Below are 16,124 nucleotides of genomic sequence, written 5' to 3'. Positions count from 1 at the left end.
ATTCGGCGCATTCCGGTGTCGGAAACCGCTACGAACGACGAATTCGTCACCGGTGAAAGCGTGATGCGCGATATTTGCTCGCGGCGCATTGCGTGCCCTCGCAATGATTCGGCATCGTGAATGACAACTCGAGCGGGTTCGGTATGACAGACGCCGCCGCGCACGTGTTCGGAGCGGCGTGAAATCAAGTTGCGCTGCCGGTGCTGGCTCGTGACTGCGTAATATTTGACGCCGTCTGATATTGGCACGGAGACGGAAATGAAAAAGGGCTTAGCATCGCTGCTAAGCCCTTGAATTCTTTGGTGGGGCGTGAGTGACTCGAACACTCGACCTACGGATTAAGAGCTAAACCAAGCTGCTTGTAGGTTACAGCTAATTCCCTGAGTTTACAAGGAATTTGTTGACTCGCGGTCGCTACAGTTGATTCGCCGTTACACCACTGCTCCGGCAGATTTCCGGCAGAGGGTGGTCCGGAAGCTCTGTTTCCTCCAGGAAGATGTCGACAAACGTTTCTGCGACGCTTCCCCATCCGGGAGGGCCGACCAGGTCGTTGGTTGTGGTGGATAGGACACGCTCCCGAAGGTGCATAGTCCGTGTTTCCGTCCATCGATCGATCAAGCCGGGATGCTCGCTCATCTTTTGTACGATCAACGGTAGCAAAACTTCAGTCGCCAGATCCTCGGATATGCCGACTTGTTCGCACCAGTGCGAAAGCCAATGGCGGGGAAGCTGCCTGAACTGGCTACACCACCTCTGCCGATGCTCATCCGGCGCTTGATCCCACAAGCAACCCCATTGCCATCCAAACGCGCCGAATAGCTCCGGTTGATCGGCCCAGGGGCACTCGATATCGAATCGTCCGTCTCTCGACAAGTCGGCATACGTTGGCCAGTAGTTGTCGTAGATGAGTTCGATGTCATCCGCGCCGACATGTCGCGGTAGCCCAAGGTTTGCCACTGGCATGCGATACAGCATTGCGAGGGCGTCGAGTTCACGAGTCTCGACAACGGCAATCAGATGGGCTGGGCGCCGCAACAGTCTCGCGACTCGGTTCTCGAGCGACTGTATTCCGCCAATCTGTACCGCCCGTGATTTAGGACGAGAGGGGTCTAGGGAGTAGCGGTAACTGTTCCCGGGCGTCAGTCCAAGTGCCTCGTCAAGCTTCTCATAGCTGAGCCCGGTAAGGTCGCGAGCCTCCCTGATCAGCATCGCAGTGAAACGGCTGATTGCGGCTTTGAGCCGTCGTCCTTGGTTGGGGCCAACGTTCGCCATCTATTACCAGTTCAAAAACTGGCCCTAGTTCGGATATCAGACGGATTCTAGGCTATCGACATGTTCACTGCCAGTTACTGGTGATCGCAAATGAAGAAGGCAGACACTGATTTCCGACAGACATTCGCACGGATGGCACCGCAAGCAATCGTTACGCGCGATGAGCTTGCTGCGCTGTTGGCAACCACCGTCGGCGCGATCGCGCAAATGACCTACAGGGGCGAACTGCCGCAGACTGCCTTTCCGGATAAACGACGGGCATGTTGGTTCGCTGCAGATATCCGGGAGTGGTTGAACGACGTTGCCGCGCGGAGATCAAGCTGTAATCCGCCTGCGCGTGATGACACGAATGCGGACATGCCTCGGCCACGCGTCGGTCGCCCGCGACATGCAACGGGTGAGTGATGGCTGACCAACTACCGGTACAAGGTGAACTTTTCAAAGCTGAGACTGGCTGGTTTCACGTCTTCAGGTCATTTGTCGACAGTGGAGCGTTGGCGAATATGGATGGAGCGACCCTGAAGGTGTACCTGGTCATCAAGACCCACACGAATATCGAAACCGGGATCGCCGGCCCAATCGGGCACAAAACGATCGCGTCGAAGTCCGGCTTGCACCAGTCGTCTGTTAAGCGCGCGATCAAAGAACTCGAATCGCTCGGATATTTGTCGAAGTCGCCGCGCGGGCGTTCGCACGAGTATCGCTTCAAGGAGAAGTGGCGAGTCCAGGACAAAGACGGGCGACAGACTGCCATCGCGTCATGGGAATACGTGCCCTCATTGGTGAAGCCGACGGCGGATGAACTGCGTGCGGCGCTGCTGGTTGGACGCTTGCCGCCAGATGTTCACATCGAACGTCTGCAAGTCAACATCAACCACGTCGCCCCCGGTGCCGTTGTGATCAACGTCCAGGAAGGGAAGCCAGCTGAGAGCGTGGAGAAAATAAACGATCCGGCTTTGCGTAACGCGCTCAATGCGCTCTTGGTCAAGCGCGTCAATCTACCGAGGGAGGCGCCGGCGCAAAGTTATACACAGATCATGGATGGTCGGGATCAGGAGTGAGCTGTGTTGAGCGCAAAAGGGTTCACGCGTGAGCTGTATTCAAGGGGAAGTGGCTCGCCCGTGAGCTACTAAATAGAGAGAGCTTTTATCTTAAAGAAGGCGGAGCAGTAGCAATGCTGCCCGGAGGATGTCCCCCCGAAAGCTGTCAGACTACCCCGAAATTTGTCAGATACGCTTCCGGATATGGTGGCTTCCAATCTCACCAAAGCGAAATGGTTCGGGACATGCATCGCGTAAACGCCTGCACGTTGTTCAAAACCAATCGCGTGCCAGATCCCTCTGCCCGCGTGCTGTCCTGCGGCGGGATACGGGGTCGGCCGGCCAAAGCCGGCCGAGGTCTACCGACCCGGCCCCTACCGCCGCCCCCTGAGCTACCCATGGGCAGCTCAGGGCTTCGGGACAGCAGCACGCGGAGTGATGTCTTCGATCTGCGATCGCCCGATACGTTTTGCCAGAAGATGGCTCCCGCATTGCTTCGTAGCCGAAGGATTCCTGTTACGGACTCAGTTTCCGCTTAATTGCGTTCCCCAGCTCGGGGAGTCCTTTCCCATCATTCCAGTCGAGATAACGATAGGCTTTCATCATGGAGTGAATTTTTTCGGGATCAACTCCAGCATTCAGCATGATCACCTTTTTGCTTCCTTTCATTAGTTCCATGAAAAACGTCGAGAATTCAGTGATCGGCCATCCGCTTGAGCTGTCAAAGAAATTATTTGTTAAAACAAAGATTCCGACTTCGGATTTCTCGATTCCCTCATTAACTTTGACGTAGATGTTGTCGCCATAATCAATTTCATAGCTGTCTAGCCATGTTGCAATCCCCTGGGCTTGCAAATAAGCATTAATTGGGTTGACGATAAACTCTTTGTCCTTTGATGAGTGACTAATGAAGACTCGTGATTGTGCAGGTTTCATCGGCTTGTACTGCGGGTGTTTTGATTCTAAAAGGTCTCTTTCGATCCAATGAAATAATGGCCCATTTCCCTCGTCAATGAATGCCAAGTCGATCATCGGTTCATCGATGAAAGTCATTAAGTTGAATGACATCAGTGAATTTAGGAAGACATTGTGTCTTTTGAGTTTTTCTGGATATTTATCTCTCACCCAGTTTTCGAATTTTGTCGGATCGTCTTGTAGATTTACGGCGATGTAAAATTCTAGACTATATGGATTGTTGTTGACCATGGCGCCAACCATTGTGGCGTAATCTTTGTCAAAGTTTCGAAGAATATCTTTTACGAAACCTCTTTCTTTTGTCCGTGCCCCGTAATCGCATTCAAAAACGTACATGAAATTGTTGGCCATGCTATTCTCGTAATTGATGAGGTTGAGTTCGTTAGGGTGATATATGCTATGGTTTCATAGCCGGCGCCAGAGTACAGCGTTTTTTCAACATGCGTATTGATGTAAATTTAAGATATAACCGTCGCTTGCGTCAATCGATCGAGAGTATGTAATTAAGCGAGCATTCCCTTCTTGTTGCGCGCTCCGAGATATACGCGTCGATGAGTGCTTTGGTGACGTATGCGGAAGCCACACTTCCAAGGGATATTATTTTCGCGAGAGAGAGATCTCCCAATAGCTCGATGACGCCCGCACCGCCAATCGCTCCGACTACGCCTTTGCCGAGGGCGCCGAGAGTGTTCTCGAAGACGGCTTGGAGTTTATTGCTGAATTGACGTGCTGCTGGCATGATTTCCGTAAGAACAAGCCTGTCAACTACTTCAGAGTAAGTTTGATCGGGGCCGATCGACGCTGCCTTCGCTTGGAGAATACTCACATATTCAAGAAAGGCTTCACGTGCGGACGCGCTTTCCCGGCGATACCGAACAACGTCTTTCATCTCCATCTTCGCAAGCAAGGAATTGTCAACAAGGGCGTCGAAAATCTCGAAGCTAAGATCGGTGAGAGGGATTCGGTTTTCCTTCAAATCAAGCGCCAACATAGCGCGAAAGTACTTTGTTCGGAATAGATTGCCATAAGGTGCGGCGTCGGCAAATGGAATAAATCCTTCATTGGCCCCCACGGTGAGTGCGTGATTGAGATGTGTTGATAGGACGGCGGCCTGAAAGATTAGTGTTTTCGCAATGCTTTCGGGTTTGGTTAATCCAAATGGTCGTACGCTTTTGTCCGTTAGCAGCGACATCGGGTTTTCAAACTGAGTAAGTACGTTGCTCAGATCAACCTTGGAAAATTCATCGCGCAGAGTTTCCGCCGTATGTAGCTCTTTTGTGTCGATGTCCGGATATTTTCCTTCTTGAACGACGTGTTGTGAGAAGGTGGGAGAGCTACGTAGGCCGGCTTGGAAGTCGCGAAGAAAATTAAGATCATTGACATCTGCGGCGACCATCGCTAGGAAGTCTCCCTGTACTGGACCTCCGGGAGCTTCATGGACGAAGAGTGGTACACCGTCTCGGCGGAATAGTTCTTCGAAGCTGCGGAGTCGCGATTGGGTGCCGATGGTTCCTAACCCACCTTCAAACATGAAAGAGGGCCGATCCATGAAGTGAATTTCATCGAAGAACAGCACGGCTTTCTTTAGGGCAGTGTCTTCGGGGATCATGTCCGGGTAATAAAGGACTTTCACTGGGTCTCGCATCTGGACGCCTCGTATCTATGGTTTTCGACGGCTTTTCGAGAAGATTGATTCCTTTTTCGACCAACCCGAAAATTTCACGATTCACTCCATTCGGCGACTCGCCGCGATCTGATTATGCTGGTCCGTGATATCTTTTGCCAGCCGCGCCCGGCCTATCCATAGGAAGTGTCATGGACGAAGCGATTACTACATTCAACTGCACACTGTGTGATAGACCGTTCACCCACGTCGGCAACTCGGATGAGCATATCGTTCCAAATTCGATCGGAGGCCGGCGAAAAATTCGGTCCTTCATCTGTGTGAACTGCAACAGCCGCACCGGTGAGACGTGGGACGCTGAAATTTGGCGACAGTTTTGCCATGTCGCATTGATGCACGGTGTAGAACGCGAGCGTGGTGACGTTCCTGCTGTTCCGGTGAAGACGGCGTCGGGGAGGCAATTGAAGCTGTTACCCAATGGAAACTTGACGCCTCAGCGGATCAGTTTTGAGAAGGTGCCCAATCCTCAAGGCCAAGGCTTTCGCATCAGTGCGGCCGTGCGTACGATGGACGAGGCGGAAAAGATGGTGAAGAGCATGGCCGCCAAGTATCCCGAACTCGACGTTCAGGAGGTTCTATCGCAGGTGCAATCAAACTCGGAGTTTCTTGATTCACCGCTCACGTTCGGTGTCGGCTTTGGCGGTCCTCTAGGCGGCCGCTCGATGGTGAAAACTGCGGTAGCAATGGCATTGAACGCAGGAGTCAGGCCATCAGCATGCGATCGGGCGCTCCCCTATCTTCTCAGCGAGAACGAGGATCCACCCTATGGGCTTTTCTATCTACGCGATCTGGTGAGGCGCCGTCCTGCAGGCTATACGCCTCAGATTGTTAGTGTGCGTGGAGATTCGAGCAGCGGCTATCTGTGGGGGTATGTAGAGTACTTCGGGCTAGCGCGGATCGTTGTTCCTCTGAGCGATCGATATGAAGGTGAGGCTTTCTCATCGACCTATGCTTTCAATCCCGCCAACGGTAAAGAGCTCGACATCCGCGTAGACCTCTCTTTTTCTGATGAGGAGATTGAGCGGATCAAAATGAACGAGGCGTATACCGACGAGCAATACTCGGCAGTCGCCAACTCATCGTTCGGGATCGTGTATTTCCGAAGTGTGCGACGTCAGTACAAAAAGGCGTTCGAAGGGGCGGCCGAGTACGCCGCATCGAAACTGGGAATCTCATATGGCGAGGCTATTCCGCCTGCGCAGGCTACAAAATTTGCTGAGTACATGATGGAAAAGCTTGGGCCACTGTTCGTTCACATGTCTGCGAACGGCATTCCTATCATGGAAGCTATGAGAATCGACGAAGCTGACTGACCGGCCTCGCTGGACACGCGTTTCGGCGGGCGGCGTGATCAACGTGTCGATGTCGCACAAGCGAATGATATAGAGGTTTCGTCTCGCAGTTCGTTCACCAGGTCGAGCGTGACCGGGAGGGACATGCGAGAGCTGGGTAGAACGAGCAAGTCGTTTCGGGTAGTCGGTGAATCTGTGCACGGACGCGGTGCGACGCCTGCTGACGCCAAGGGTTCACGGTCGGTCCGGCTGACATGGGTGTTCTTCACGCTGTCTTGGCCCTCTTTACGTGGTCGGTTTGCTCACTGAGTATGCGCCCGAACTGCTCGAACGCGGCGTCAACATAAAGCATCGTCGCTGCCTTTTCGCTCACTGCGCGCTCGTCGAGCCGAGCGTCGCCGGTGCGCTTCCACTCCCTGACAGTTTTCTCATCGCGTTTCCTCTCCGCCATGTCGAGTAGTGCGCCCAGAAGCTCGCCACGATCACGTAGCGGCTTACCAGTGGCGCCATCGACGAGCCCCGCAAGTATCAGCAGGCCAGCTGCCTTATACAGTTCGTGATTCCGTGCTTTGCGTTCCGCCTGCTTCACGGCCGTCACGACACGTGCTGCTTTGGCACGAGCCTTCTGCGCACGCTCTTCTGCTTTTTCTGCCGCGATAAGCGTATCCAACTTTCGTTGATCGTCTGCGGAGCGAAACTGCTTCTCGGTCAGCAGTAACAGCATGCGTTGTCGATCGGTCGGCTTTTTCAAGCCGCGAATATAGGCGACTCGATGCTCAATCCATTTGGTGGTCATGGTCACTCCTCTATATACCGTAATCCTAATTATATGGTGCAACATGACGCGCCGGCGTATCCTTCTGCAGAGCAGAAGGCGCGCTTAGTTGTTTCTCGGCAAGCCGAGAAACGCGCGGCCCTCCGGGCGGATTTTCGCGTACGCGAAAATGGAAACTGCTATCGAGGTTCCATCAATGTTCCACTGATGTTCCCTATGTGTTCCTATAGTGTTCCGTTGATGTTCCTGTTTTATTCCATCGATGTGCCGTTTGGCTTCTTCTGGGGCGCGGTGCTTTCGGAAAGGGTGTCTTCGTGGCGATAGGTCGTCTGAGTATGAAAGTGGGAAAGGCGGGCAAGGCTTCGCCTCATGCTGCCTACATCTCACGGGTGGGTCAGTATGCGAACCGGCTTGAGCGTGGCGAGGTGCTCGAAGCGGCCGAGGCAGGCAATATGCCCGCCTGGGCCGAGCACGACCCGCAGCAGTTTTGGCTCGCCGCAGACGCAAACGAACGGTCCAACGGTACAACGTACCGCGAAATGGAGATCGCGCTGCCGCGCGAGTTGACGCCAGCTCAGCGCGTCGACCTTGTGCGTGAGTTCGTGCGACAAGAGATTGGCGATCGTCACGCATATCAGTGGGCGATTCACTCTCCAACCGCTGCGGACGGCAAAGAGCAGCCTCATGTGCATCTGATGTTCAGTGAGCGCCAGCGTGACGGGATCGAGCGCGATCCGGATCAATACTTCAAACGCTACAACGCCAAGGCTCCGGAGAAGGGCGGGGCGCGCAAAGGCTATGGTCCGCATGCAGGGCAGACTTTGACGCGCGGTGAGCGGGCCGCCGACCTCAAGGCACTACGTGGCCGCTGGCAGGAAACGGCAAATGCTCACCTGCATCGCGCCGGACACGATGCGCGGATCGACATGCGCAGCTATGCCGAGCGCGGGCTAGCGATGGAGCCGGAAGCTAAGCAGCTACCCAGTCAGTGGCGCGGCGACGGTCGTGCGAAGGTTCTTGAGCTACGAGCGGCACGCGCGGATGTGCGGCAAGCGCGACGAGAGCTGAGTGCACTGGTGCCGAATGTGCGTGCCGAAGTAATCGATCTGGAAACCGAGCGAGCGCAGCGAAGAAGCAAGGCGGAGGCGCCGTCAGCGACGGCGAAAATGCGACGAGAGCAGTTTGAAGAGCATATCGGTGGGCAATCTGCGGCGGTGCAGGATATGGCGCGCCAGATATTCGATCAACGTGTCGCAGCCCTCCAACGAGATGCATTTGAGCGGAGGATAGCGAACAAGTCGCCGGCGGATCAGGAAAAGCTGCGTGCGGCCTTTAATGAGCGACTGGCCCGGCAAGTGGGCCAGTCGAAGGGCGACGAGCAGTCCGAGAGAACGACCCAGGGCCCGCGTCGATCTGGTCAGAATGGCAAGGAGCGCTAGGCGTTACTGCCGGGTTTGCGGCGATACGCCGACGACTGGCTGCTCCCTGTCGAAGCGGCGCTCGTCGTTCGATCGGTGCCTTGATGTGCCAAAGTGCTCGCGCGCCGGAAGGCCGGCACTCCTCCGGAACTGTCAGACGAAGAATTGCTTCCGACGACTGCACCGCCGCGGTCAACACCCGATGACGACTGCTCGCTGGGTTGTACTTGTGGAATGCCAGCGCTCCAGTTTCCCATCGCCTGGCGAGCCATGCCGAGGCCGTGATCAAGCGCCATGCCGCCTACCAAGCCCGAGGTGATATGAGGCAGTTGCCAGATAACCACCGCGAGTACGGCGCAGACGGCCAGCAGGTCAAAAGCATCACCCAACTGGCTTGTGTTGCCGCTCGTCATGCTGGTCGACATGTGGTCGGTGAAGTACTGAGCGATTTGCATGAACAGGCCACAGGCGCCTACGAGCATGGCTTGTAGGAACGCATAGTTGAGTACCTTCGAAACCCACTTGTCGAAGTAAGGCGCGACCGTGGGAAACGCCAGGCACGCAATGAACGCAGGTCCGATAGCGAGCAGAAACACCAACGCCATTTTGGCGACGAGCATAACAACCAGCGTGAACACTGCTACGAGCCCGCCGGAAATCAATACGACACTTCCTGCAAACACATCGCTCCAGCCACCCCAAGGTAAGGACTGGCTGCCACGATCCCAGAGGGCCATGCCAAGATTCGCTCCCGTTTGGTTGAAGGTGTCCAGGGCGCTATAGAGCGATGCAGAACTGGGCCAGAAAATCTGAGCCATGCCATTGATGAAGCCTTGGACGCCGTCGACAATCATCGATTGATAGTTGCCGACACCGAGTGCTACACCGAGTACTAGGCTGATTTTGATGGCTGACATCAAGAAGTTCATCACGGGCGATTCGGCAAGTCCGGTCATCACTCGGTAGCCGTACCACATGATCCAAATCGTTAAAACAAGAAGCACAATCGGCGTTATGCCGCCGACAAGGCGCGAAGAAACGCTCGTAACCCACGTAGCCGTAGCGTTGTCTATGGAGGTTCCGACGTAGGTGTAGATGTCTGCCATGTTGTATTCCTCAATTCATTAGTTCAAGGTTCGGTCAGTCGGCAGAAGGCAGAAGGCGGCGGCCGTCATCGAGTTTCCTATCGATCGTTGCCGCCAGCAGCTTGACCGTGTTCAGCAGAACGCCTTGCTGGTTCAGGCTGGTCTCGAGACTGAGCAGCATCTTCATGCCGTCGTGCGTCAGCTGCAGGTCGTCGATCCAGTCACGGAGTGCGAGTACGCCGTCCTTTCCTATGGACGCTGGTTTAGCTTCGTTAGAATTGATCTCAGCCATGATTCACCTCTCATATAGGTGGGTTGTGGTTAGGCCTGGCGCGGTGTTGGTAGCACCACGTCGGGCCGCTTTGCTGCTACTTCTGCTCGACGTACTTGCCTGCCTTCGGGTCGTAGACGAGCGGTTTCAGGCGTTCCGCAATGTGTGCACGTCGCGTCGACCGCTCTTTGTCTTTCTGGATCGCGTCGGCTTTTGCTGCCATGTCCGCCGTCACTGCATCAGAAAGCCTGCGTTCATCACTCTTGCCGCAGCCAGTCAGAGCGATCGCGATAAGCAGGGGACCGAGAGTCAGAATTCTTTCCATTTCCTAACGCCTATAAATTAGAACTACTTAGAAATTAGAATCGAACGTCGCCGTGGTTCGAGGGATGCCTGATATGGGTCAGCCGAGTCTTTCGAGGAGGCTTTCCGGCCGCAGATGCGTATAGCGCTTGAGCATCTGCATGCTCTTGTGTCCCGTGATGCTCGCGACTTCCATGGGGTGCAGGCCCTTCTCAAACAATCTGGACGTTGCCTCGTGACGTAAGTCATGCCATCGAAGCTCTTTGACGTTGGGAACGGACTTGCTCACTTTCTGAAGGCTTCGCTTCCAGACGCAGAGCACGGCATTCGCCGTGGTCTGAAAGACCGGCCCTTTGAGCCTGCTCGGATCGACATTCACTGGACCGAAATTGACGCGAGGATCTTCAAGTCGCATGGGTGCTTCGGCGAGCGCGGCGAGATGGCGCAGTACCGTCACTGCCCGACTTGAAAGGGGCAGAACACTCGGAACGCCCTTGTTGTCGCTTCCCCGAGCCTCTGCAGGGAATGTAATGAGACGGGATTTGAGGTCGATCCACGGCCACTGAAGGCTGAACAACGTTCCCTGCCTCAAGCTGGTTTCGATTGCCAGCTCGAAGGCCGGCGCGGCCCATGCGTTGTTTGATGCGGCAAGTTGCGCGTATAACGCCTCGAATTCCCCCGGGTTCAAGCGCCGGTCGCGGGCGCGGCTGCCTGACGGCTTCCGGATGTTCTTAAGCGGATTTGGGAGGCTTTCCAGCCCCCATTCCTTCCGGGCAATCTCAAAGAGGTGGCTGACGAGCTGGAGTTCGAGCCGAATGGTATTTTCTGCGCGCCCGGCTGCCCGGCGTTCGTCTCGGTACTTGGCGAAATCTGCGCCACGCAAGTTGGCGAGAGTTCGATACGACAGAGGGTTGTCGATCCAGCGCTCGATGCGCCGATTTTCCTGATAGGGGTGGCGCTTTTCCGGGACGATCTCGCGACGGTACCGCTCCAGTGCCTCACGGAGCGTAGTGCGCTCGGCTTCGGTGCGATCGACGTATGCGCCGCTATCCATTTCGGACTCCACGCGTCGAGCCCATTGCTGGGCTTGCTGCTTGGTGTCGAATGATCGATAGACCGGCTTGTATCCGCGCCGACGGACTTCGGCCCGCCAGTACTCGCCGCGCTGACTGATGTATGCCATTCCAGACTCCATGCGAAAGGTTGAGATCGCTTGGTCTGGATTTTTCCGTTCCGGCAGATTTCCGGCAAAGGCCAGTTTTTGACGCCTACCCACGCGGGCTATAGACGAAAAAAAAGCACCGACGCTTTCGCGCAAGTGCTTGATTTTCTACTACAAAATTCGGTGGTGGGGCGTGAGTGACTCGAACACTCGACCTACGGATTAAGAGTCCGCTGCTCTACCAACTGAGCTAACGCCCCAACAGAAGCGAGATTATGCGCAAACTTTTCGGGATTGTCTAGCCCTTTTCCGTATTTTCGGCAAAATTTTTTTTGAGCCTTCCGCCGCGCCTGTCCGATTCCTGACGGCGCGTCGCACTGCGCGCGCTCCCGGTATGATGACGCCGAATCCTTGTCGCGCGGCGGTCGCGCGGCTTTTTCTGGGCTTACGATGATGGACGAAAATACTGTCCGCGATTTGCTGGACCGGCTCCTCGCGCCGTGGGTCCGTTCCCTTTGCCTGACTCCCGTGACGATCTCGGAGGAGGGCGTCACGCTCCGCTTGCCGTTTTCGGGCGAGCTTCGCCATTCGGGAGGCGTCATCTGCGGTCAAGTGTTCATGGCGGCCGCCGATACCGCGATGGTTGTCGCGATCTCTGCCGCGCTGGGCGAATTCCGGCCGATGACTACGGTGGCGTTGAACACGCATTTCATGCGCCCGGTGCGCAAGGGGGACGTGCTCGTCACGGCTCGCGTGCTGCGAATGGGCCGCAATCTCGTGTTCGGCGAGATCGAGCTGTTCGACGAGGACGGCAAGATGGCTGTCCACGCGACCTCGACCTATGCGCTCGTTTCCTGAGCGCGCTTCGCGGACACAAGGGCGCTGATTCGATGTTCGAGCAGATCGTTTTTGCGGGAGGCGGCAATCGCTGCTGGTGGCAGGCAGGGTTCTGGGATGTCGTGCGTCCCGCGCTCGACTTGTCGCCGCGCGTGATCGCCGGGATCTCGGCGGGAGCCGCCACGGCTTGCATGCTCCACCTGCGCGATTCGCAATGGGTGATGCGCTATTACGAGGCGGCGCTCAAGCACAATCGGAAGAATGCCTATTGGGGCAACCTGCTGCGCGCCGAGCCGGTATTTCCGCATTACCGGATCTACCGGCAGGCGCTTCTCGACATTTACGGCGAGCCGTTTGCGAGGCTTGCCGCCGCACCCGAGATTCGCGTCGGCGTGTCTCATCTGCCGCGCTGGCTTGGGGCGCGTAGCGCGGTGGCGGCAGGACTGATCGCGTACAACATCGAGAAATACGTGCGCAAGACGCTGCATCCAACGTTTGGCCGTTCGCTGGGTTTTCGGCCGGAGTTCGTGCGCGCGCAGGATTGCGCAGGAGTCGACGAACTTGCCGACTTGATCCTGCAATCGTCGTGCACGCCGCCATTTACGCCGGTCCTGCGCCGCAATGGCCGGCCGGTGCTCGACGGCGGCATGGTCGACAATGTGCCCGTCGGCGCGCTCGATGCATCGCCAGGGCCGGTGCTCGTGATGGTCACGCGCCGCTATCCACGGCCGCAGATGTTCGCGGTCGATCACGGCGGCCAGCGGCGCGTCTATGTGCAGCCGTCGAAGAAGGTGCCGATCTCGAGCTGGGACTATACGAGTCCGCACCAGATGCAGCACGCTTACGATCTTGGGCGGCGCGATGGCGAGCGTTTTGTGACGGCGGCAGCGCGCGTCGTCGGTGGGGCTGCCACGCAAAGCCGCTGAGCCGGGCGGGCCCGCTTTCAAGGGGAGGGCGCGAGCGTCGACACGCACGTCGGTCTACGCAGATCGGAAAACGCGCACGGGCCCAACGGTGGGCGACCTAAAATTTTGATCGACGGATCGACGGATCGACGGATCGACGGATCGACGGATCGACGGATCGACGGATCGACGGATCGACGGATCGACGGATCGACGGATCGATTCCGGCCGCCGCTTCCGCGTCGCCATTGCCGCGCGCGCATATCGCGATAGCGTCACCCGTTGGCGGCTCAGGCCGCCGGGCCCAGGCTACCGGCGCGAGCGCCCCGGCGTCAGCGCGTCCGGATTGACGACGCTCGAGATGTCGCCGGCGTCGAACGCGAGAATGTTCTTGAACGCGGCGCTGAAGTAAAGCTCATAGCTCTCGCGCTCGACATAGCCGATGTGCGGCGTGCAGATCACGTTTTCCATCCGCAGCAGGCTGTAGCCTTGCAGAATCGGCTCGCTTTCGTAGACGTCGATGGCGACCATTCCCGGATGGTTGCGCGCGAGCGCGTTGACGAGCGCGTTTTCCTCGAGCAGCTCGGCGCGGCTCGTGTTGACGAAAAGCGATGTCGGTTTCATCCGCAGTAAATCGTCCAGCTTGACGATGCCGCGTGTGTCGTCGTGTAGGCGCAGGTGCAGCGACAGCACGTCGACTTGCTCGAAGAACGCCTCGCGGCTTGGTGCGACCGCATGGCCGTCCGCGCGCGCGGCTTCGAGCGAGTGCTCGCGGCCCCAGATCATCACGTTCATCCCGAACGCTTTGCCGTAGCCGGCGACGAGCCGGCCGATCTTGCCATAGCCCCAAATGCCGAGTGTTTGCCCGCGCAGCACTTGGCCGAGCCCGAAGTTGGGCGGCATTGCCGAGGTTTTGAGCCCCGATTGCTGCCATGCGCCCTGTTTCAGGTTCGCGACGTACTGCGGAATGCGGCGTTGCGCGGCCATGATGAGCGCCCAAGTCAGCTCGGCGGGCGCGATCGGCGAACCGGTGCCTTCCAGCACGGCGATGCCGCGCTCGGTGCAGGCGTCGAGATCGATGTGCGACGAGATACGCCCCGTTTGGCTGATCATCCGCAATTGCGGCAGCTTGCCGAGCAACTGCGATGTGATGTGCGAGCGCTCCCGGATTAGCACGAGTGCCTCGACTTCGGCCAAGCGGCTTGCGAGCTGTCCGAGGCCGCGCACCGTATTGTTGAAGACCTTGACCTCATGGTCGGCGAGCATGTCGAAGCAATCGAGTTTGCGGACCGCGTCCTGGTAGTCGTCGAGGATGGCAATTTTCATGGCGTGTTTCAGGGTTCGCGCGGCTTGGGGAAGGGGCGGCCGTCTGGCGTCGGCATGCCCGGATCCGGCCCGGTTTGGGGTCGTCATGATCCTATGACGGCGCGGGAACAGGTGTATCTCTTTTTAACAGCTTGTTACGTAACGCGACAAGTTGTCGCACATGGGCGGCACTCGGGATGCTTCGCTCCTTTTTTATATCAGCCAGATCACGGTTTTTGCGCGCCTCAATTGACGGACTTGCTCGCCATGCAGACTAAATTATCTCTTTTGTCAGAACAATTAGCCTATCCTGAGGGCTGAGTTCAACAAGTTTGAAGGTTTTTTCAGAAATTTCGTCAGGAATTGAGCAACTCTGCATTTTTTTCGCTGTCGTAGGAAAATTACCCATTTGCTTCACATTTTTGAAGCTGTAACAGCGGTAGGAGTGGAGTATGGATCATTTGCAGTCGATGCGAGTGTTCGTGAAGGTGGCGGATCTCGGCAGCTTTGCGCGAGCCGCAAGCGCGATGGATATTTCGAACGCCGTCGCGACGCGTCACGTCGCCGACCTCGAGAGCCGACTTGGCACCCGCCTTCTGAACCGCACTACCCGCAGTCTCTCGCTGACCGAGTCCGGCCAGGTTTATCTGGAACGGGCGCGCCAGATTCTCGATGAGTTGGAAGACGTCGAGCAAATGGTGGTCGCGCGTAACCATGAGCCGGTGGGCACGCTACGGATTGTCGCGCCCGTCGTTTTCGGCCTGCACAACCTTGCGCCGGTGCTGCAGTCATATACGCAGCGCTATCCGAAAGTCGTGCCTGATTTGACCCTTGTCGACCGTCAAGTCGATCTCGTCGAAGAAGGCTTCGACGTCGGGGTCGTGATCACGCGCCAGATGCGCAGCGCAAGCATCGTCACGCGCCGGTTGACGACAGGCTGCATGGTGGTTTGCGCGACGCCCAGCTATCTGGAGAAGCACGGCGTGCCGACCCATCCGGATCACCTGAGCGAGCATCCGTCGTTAAGTCTGCCGGCCGAATACTGGGGCGACGAGCGGGTATTCACCGGGCCGGATGGCGAAGTGCGCGTGCGGCCGGCGAACATCATCGTCGCGAACAACACCGAAATGCTGCGCCAGTTCGCAATGCTCGGCATGGGTATCGCGATCCTGCCGAGCTACCTGATCGGCAGCGACATTGCGCGCGGCAAGCTCGTGCGCCTGTTGAGCGATTACCGGTTGCCGCAGGTCGAGATCAACATCGCGTATCCGAGCCGCCGTCACTTGCCTGCGAAGGTCCGCACGTTCATCGATCATCTCGTCGAGTACTTCAGTCAGTCGCCCGACACGACGCTGGGCGAGCAATGGGCTTCGCAGGGCGGCCTGGGGCAGCCTGTCGACGTGCACGTCGAAACGCACGCCGAGCACTCGGACGCCAACAACGGGCCGACGCTCGCGCCGCGGTTGCAGCGCTCGCCGCGCCCGCGCGTCGTCGTGCCTTCGCCGCTGTAATACGCAGTAAATAGCGCTCAGGAACACGTTACGCAGCGGCGGTTTGTTTGGCGCGATTGCAACGCGCCACCACGCTCATTGGTTGGCGAGCAGCTTGTTACTACTTCGCATTGAACGCGATTGAAGGAAAAAGCGCGGGCTCATTGAGCGCCGCGCTTTTTTTGTGACTATGCCGACGCGGCGTGTGCGGTGTATCGCTGCACGTGCCACGTGACATTCCGTTGTCGCGCAATGCCCGGCAGGCCTGCGATGAGTCGAGGCCGGCGAACCGGCCTTGGTCAGTTGGGCG

Annotated in this window: 15 protein-coding genes and 2 tRNA genes; 6 read left to right on the top strand and 11 right to left on the bottom strand. The window is 57.2% G+C overall.

The window, feature by feature from the left end; all coding sequences use genetic code 11:
- Positions 1 to 300: 300 nt before the first annotated feature.
- Both BSIN_RS25765 and BSIN_RS05885 read right to left on the bottom strand, forming a co-directional pair.
- Positions 301 to 381, bottom strand: a tRNA-OTHER gene (locus BSIN_RS25765).
- Positions 382 to 414: 33 nt separating this feature from the next.
- Positions 415 to 1,272, bottom strand: a complete 858-nt coding sequence (locus BSIN_RS05885) for a hypothetical protein (protein ID WP_143757353.1) — start codon at positions 1,270 to 1,272, stop codon at positions 415 to 417.
- 404 nt (positions 1,273 to 1,676) lie between these two features.
- Between BSIN_RS05885 and BSIN_RS05880 the strand changes: the two genes are divergently transcribed.
- Positions 1,677 to 2,333 (top strand): helix-turn-helix domain-containing protein, encoded by a 657-nt coding sequence (locus tag BSIN_RS05880; RefSeq protein ID WP_089339800.1) that lies wholly within the window; start codon positions 1,677 to 1,679, stop codon positions 2,331 to 2,333.
- A 495-nt stretch (positions 2,334 to 2,828) separates the two neighbouring features.
- Here the strand turns inward: BSIN_RS05880 and BSIN_RS05875 are convergent, their stop codons facing one another.
- Positions 2,829 to 3,638, bottom strand: coding sequence for a toll/interleukin-1 receptor domain-containing protein (locus BSIN_RS05875; RefSeq protein ID WP_089339799.1), 810 nt, complete (start codon positions 3,636 to 3,638; stop codon positions 2,829 to 2,831).
- Positions 3,639 to 3,768: 130 nt separating this feature from the next.
- The gene (locus tag BSIN_RS26095) at positions 3,769 to 4,932 is read right to left on the bottom strand and encodes a hypothetical protein (RefSeq protein ID WP_175581862.1); all 1,164 of its coding nucleotides are present in this window, start codon (positions 4,930 to 4,932) and stop codon (positions 3,769 to 3,771) included.
- Between the two features lie 170 nt (positions 4,933 to 5,102).
- On the opposite strand from BSIN_RS26095, the gene BSIN_RS05865 reads away from it, so the two are divergent.
- Positions 5,103 to 6,284 (top strand): HNH endonuclease, encoded by a 1,182-nt coding sequence (locus BSIN_RS05865; protein WP_089339798.1) that lies wholly within the window; start codon positions 5,103 to 5,105, stop codon positions 6,282 to 6,284.
- A gap of 244 nt (positions 6,285 to 6,528) precedes the next feature.
- Here BSIN_RS05865 and BSIN_RS05860 read toward each other — a convergent pair whose 3' ends face one another.
- Complete coding sequence (locus BSIN_RS05860) at positions 6,529 to 7,059, bottom strand: conjugal transfer protein TraD (protein ID WP_089339818.1); 531 nt, start codon at positions 7,057 to 7,059, stop codon at positions 6,529 to 6,531.
- Positions 7,060 to 7,373: 314 nt separating this feature from the next.
- On the opposite strand from BSIN_RS05860, the gene BSIN_RS05855 reads away from it, so the two are divergent.
- Complete coding sequence (locus tag BSIN_RS05855; RefSeq protein ID WP_218192398.1) at positions 7,374 to 8,477, top strand: MobA/MobL family protein; 1,104 nt, start codon at positions 7,374 to 7,376, stop codon at positions 8,475 to 8,477.
- On the opposite strand, the gene BSIN_RS05850 is transcribed toward BSIN_RS05855, so the two are convergent.
- The 5 genes from BSIN_RS05850 to BSIN_RS05830 all read right to left on the bottom strand — a co-directional run bounded on the left by BSIN_RS05850 (position 8,474) and on the right by BSIN_RS05830 (position 11,537).
- Positions 8,474 to 9,562: a TrbL/VirB6 family protein gene (locus BSIN_RS05850; RefSeq protein ID WP_089339796.1), complete on the bottom strand. Its 1,089-nt coding sequence runs from the start codon at positions 9,560 to 9,562 to the stop codon at positions 8,474 to 8,476. The genes BSIN_RS05855 and BSIN_RS05850 overlap by 4 nt on opposite strands.
- 34 nt (positions 9,563 to 9,596) lie before the next feature.
- On the bottom strand, positions 9,597 to 9,833 hold the full coding sequence (locus BSIN_RS05845) for a hypothetical protein (protein WP_089339795.1): 237 nt from the start codon (positions 9,831 to 9,833) through the stop codon (positions 9,597 to 9,599).
- Positions 9,834 to 9,909: 76 nt separating this feature from the next.
- Positions 9,910 to 10,137, bottom strand: a complete 228-nt coding sequence (locus tag BSIN_RS05840) for a hypothetical protein (protein WP_089339794.1) — start codon at positions 10,135 to 10,137, stop codon at positions 9,910 to 9,912.
- Positions 10,138 to 10,215: 78 nt separating this feature from the next.
- Complete coding sequence (locus BSIN_RS05835) at positions 10,216 to 11,298, bottom strand: tyrosine-type recombinase/integrase (RefSeq protein WP_089339817.1); 1,083 nt, start codon at positions 11,296 to 11,298, stop codon at positions 10,216 to 10,218.
- Positions 11,299 to 11,461: 163 nt separating this feature from the next.
- Positions 11,462 to 11,537: transfer RNA gene (locus tag BSIN_RS05830), tRNA-Lys, on the bottom strand.
- Between the two features lie 193 nt (positions 11,538 to 11,730).
- Here BSIN_RS05830 and BSIN_RS05825 point away from each other — a divergent pair.
- A complete protein-coding gene (locus tag BSIN_RS05825) occupies positions 11,731 to 12,135 on the top strand; it encodes a PaaI family thioesterase (RefSeq protein ID WP_059517187.1) in 405 nt (134 codons plus the stop codon).
- 32 nt (positions 12,136 to 12,167) lie between these two features.
- Positions 12,168 to 13,040: a patatin-like phospholipase family protein gene (locus BSIN_RS05820; protein WP_089339793.1), complete on the top strand. Its 873-nt coding sequence runs from the start codon at positions 12,168 to 12,170 to the stop codon at positions 13,038 to 13,040.
- Positions 13,041 to 13,328: 288 nt separating this feature from the next.
- On the opposite strand, the gene BSIN_RS05815 is transcribed toward BSIN_RS05820, so the two are convergent.
- Complete coding sequence (locus BSIN_RS05815; RefSeq protein ID WP_089339792.1) at positions 13,329 to 14,345, bottom strand: D-2-hydroxyacid dehydrogenase family protein; 1,017 nt, start codon at positions 14,343 to 14,345, stop codon at positions 13,329 to 13,331.
- Positions 14,346 to 14,776: 431 nt separating this feature from the next.
- On the opposite strand from BSIN_RS05815, the gene BSIN_RS05810 reads away from it, so the two are divergent.
- Positions 14,777 to 15,835, top strand: coding sequence for a LysR family transcriptional regulator (locus BSIN_RS05810; protein WP_089339791.1), 1,059 nt, complete (start codon positions 14,777 to 14,779; stop codon positions 15,833 to 15,835).
- Positions 15,836 to 16,124: the final 289 nt, after the last annotated feature.

The sequence above is a fragment of the Burkholderia singularis genome, from assembly GCF_900176645.1.
In the GTDB taxonomy this organism is placed as follows: Bacteria; Pseudomonadota; Gammaproteobacteria; order Burkholderiales; family Burkholderiaceae; genus Burkholderia; species Burkholderia singularis.
The sequence above is the reverse complement of the archived record's forward strand: the minus strand, read 5'-3'. Positions and strand labels throughout refer to the sequence as shown.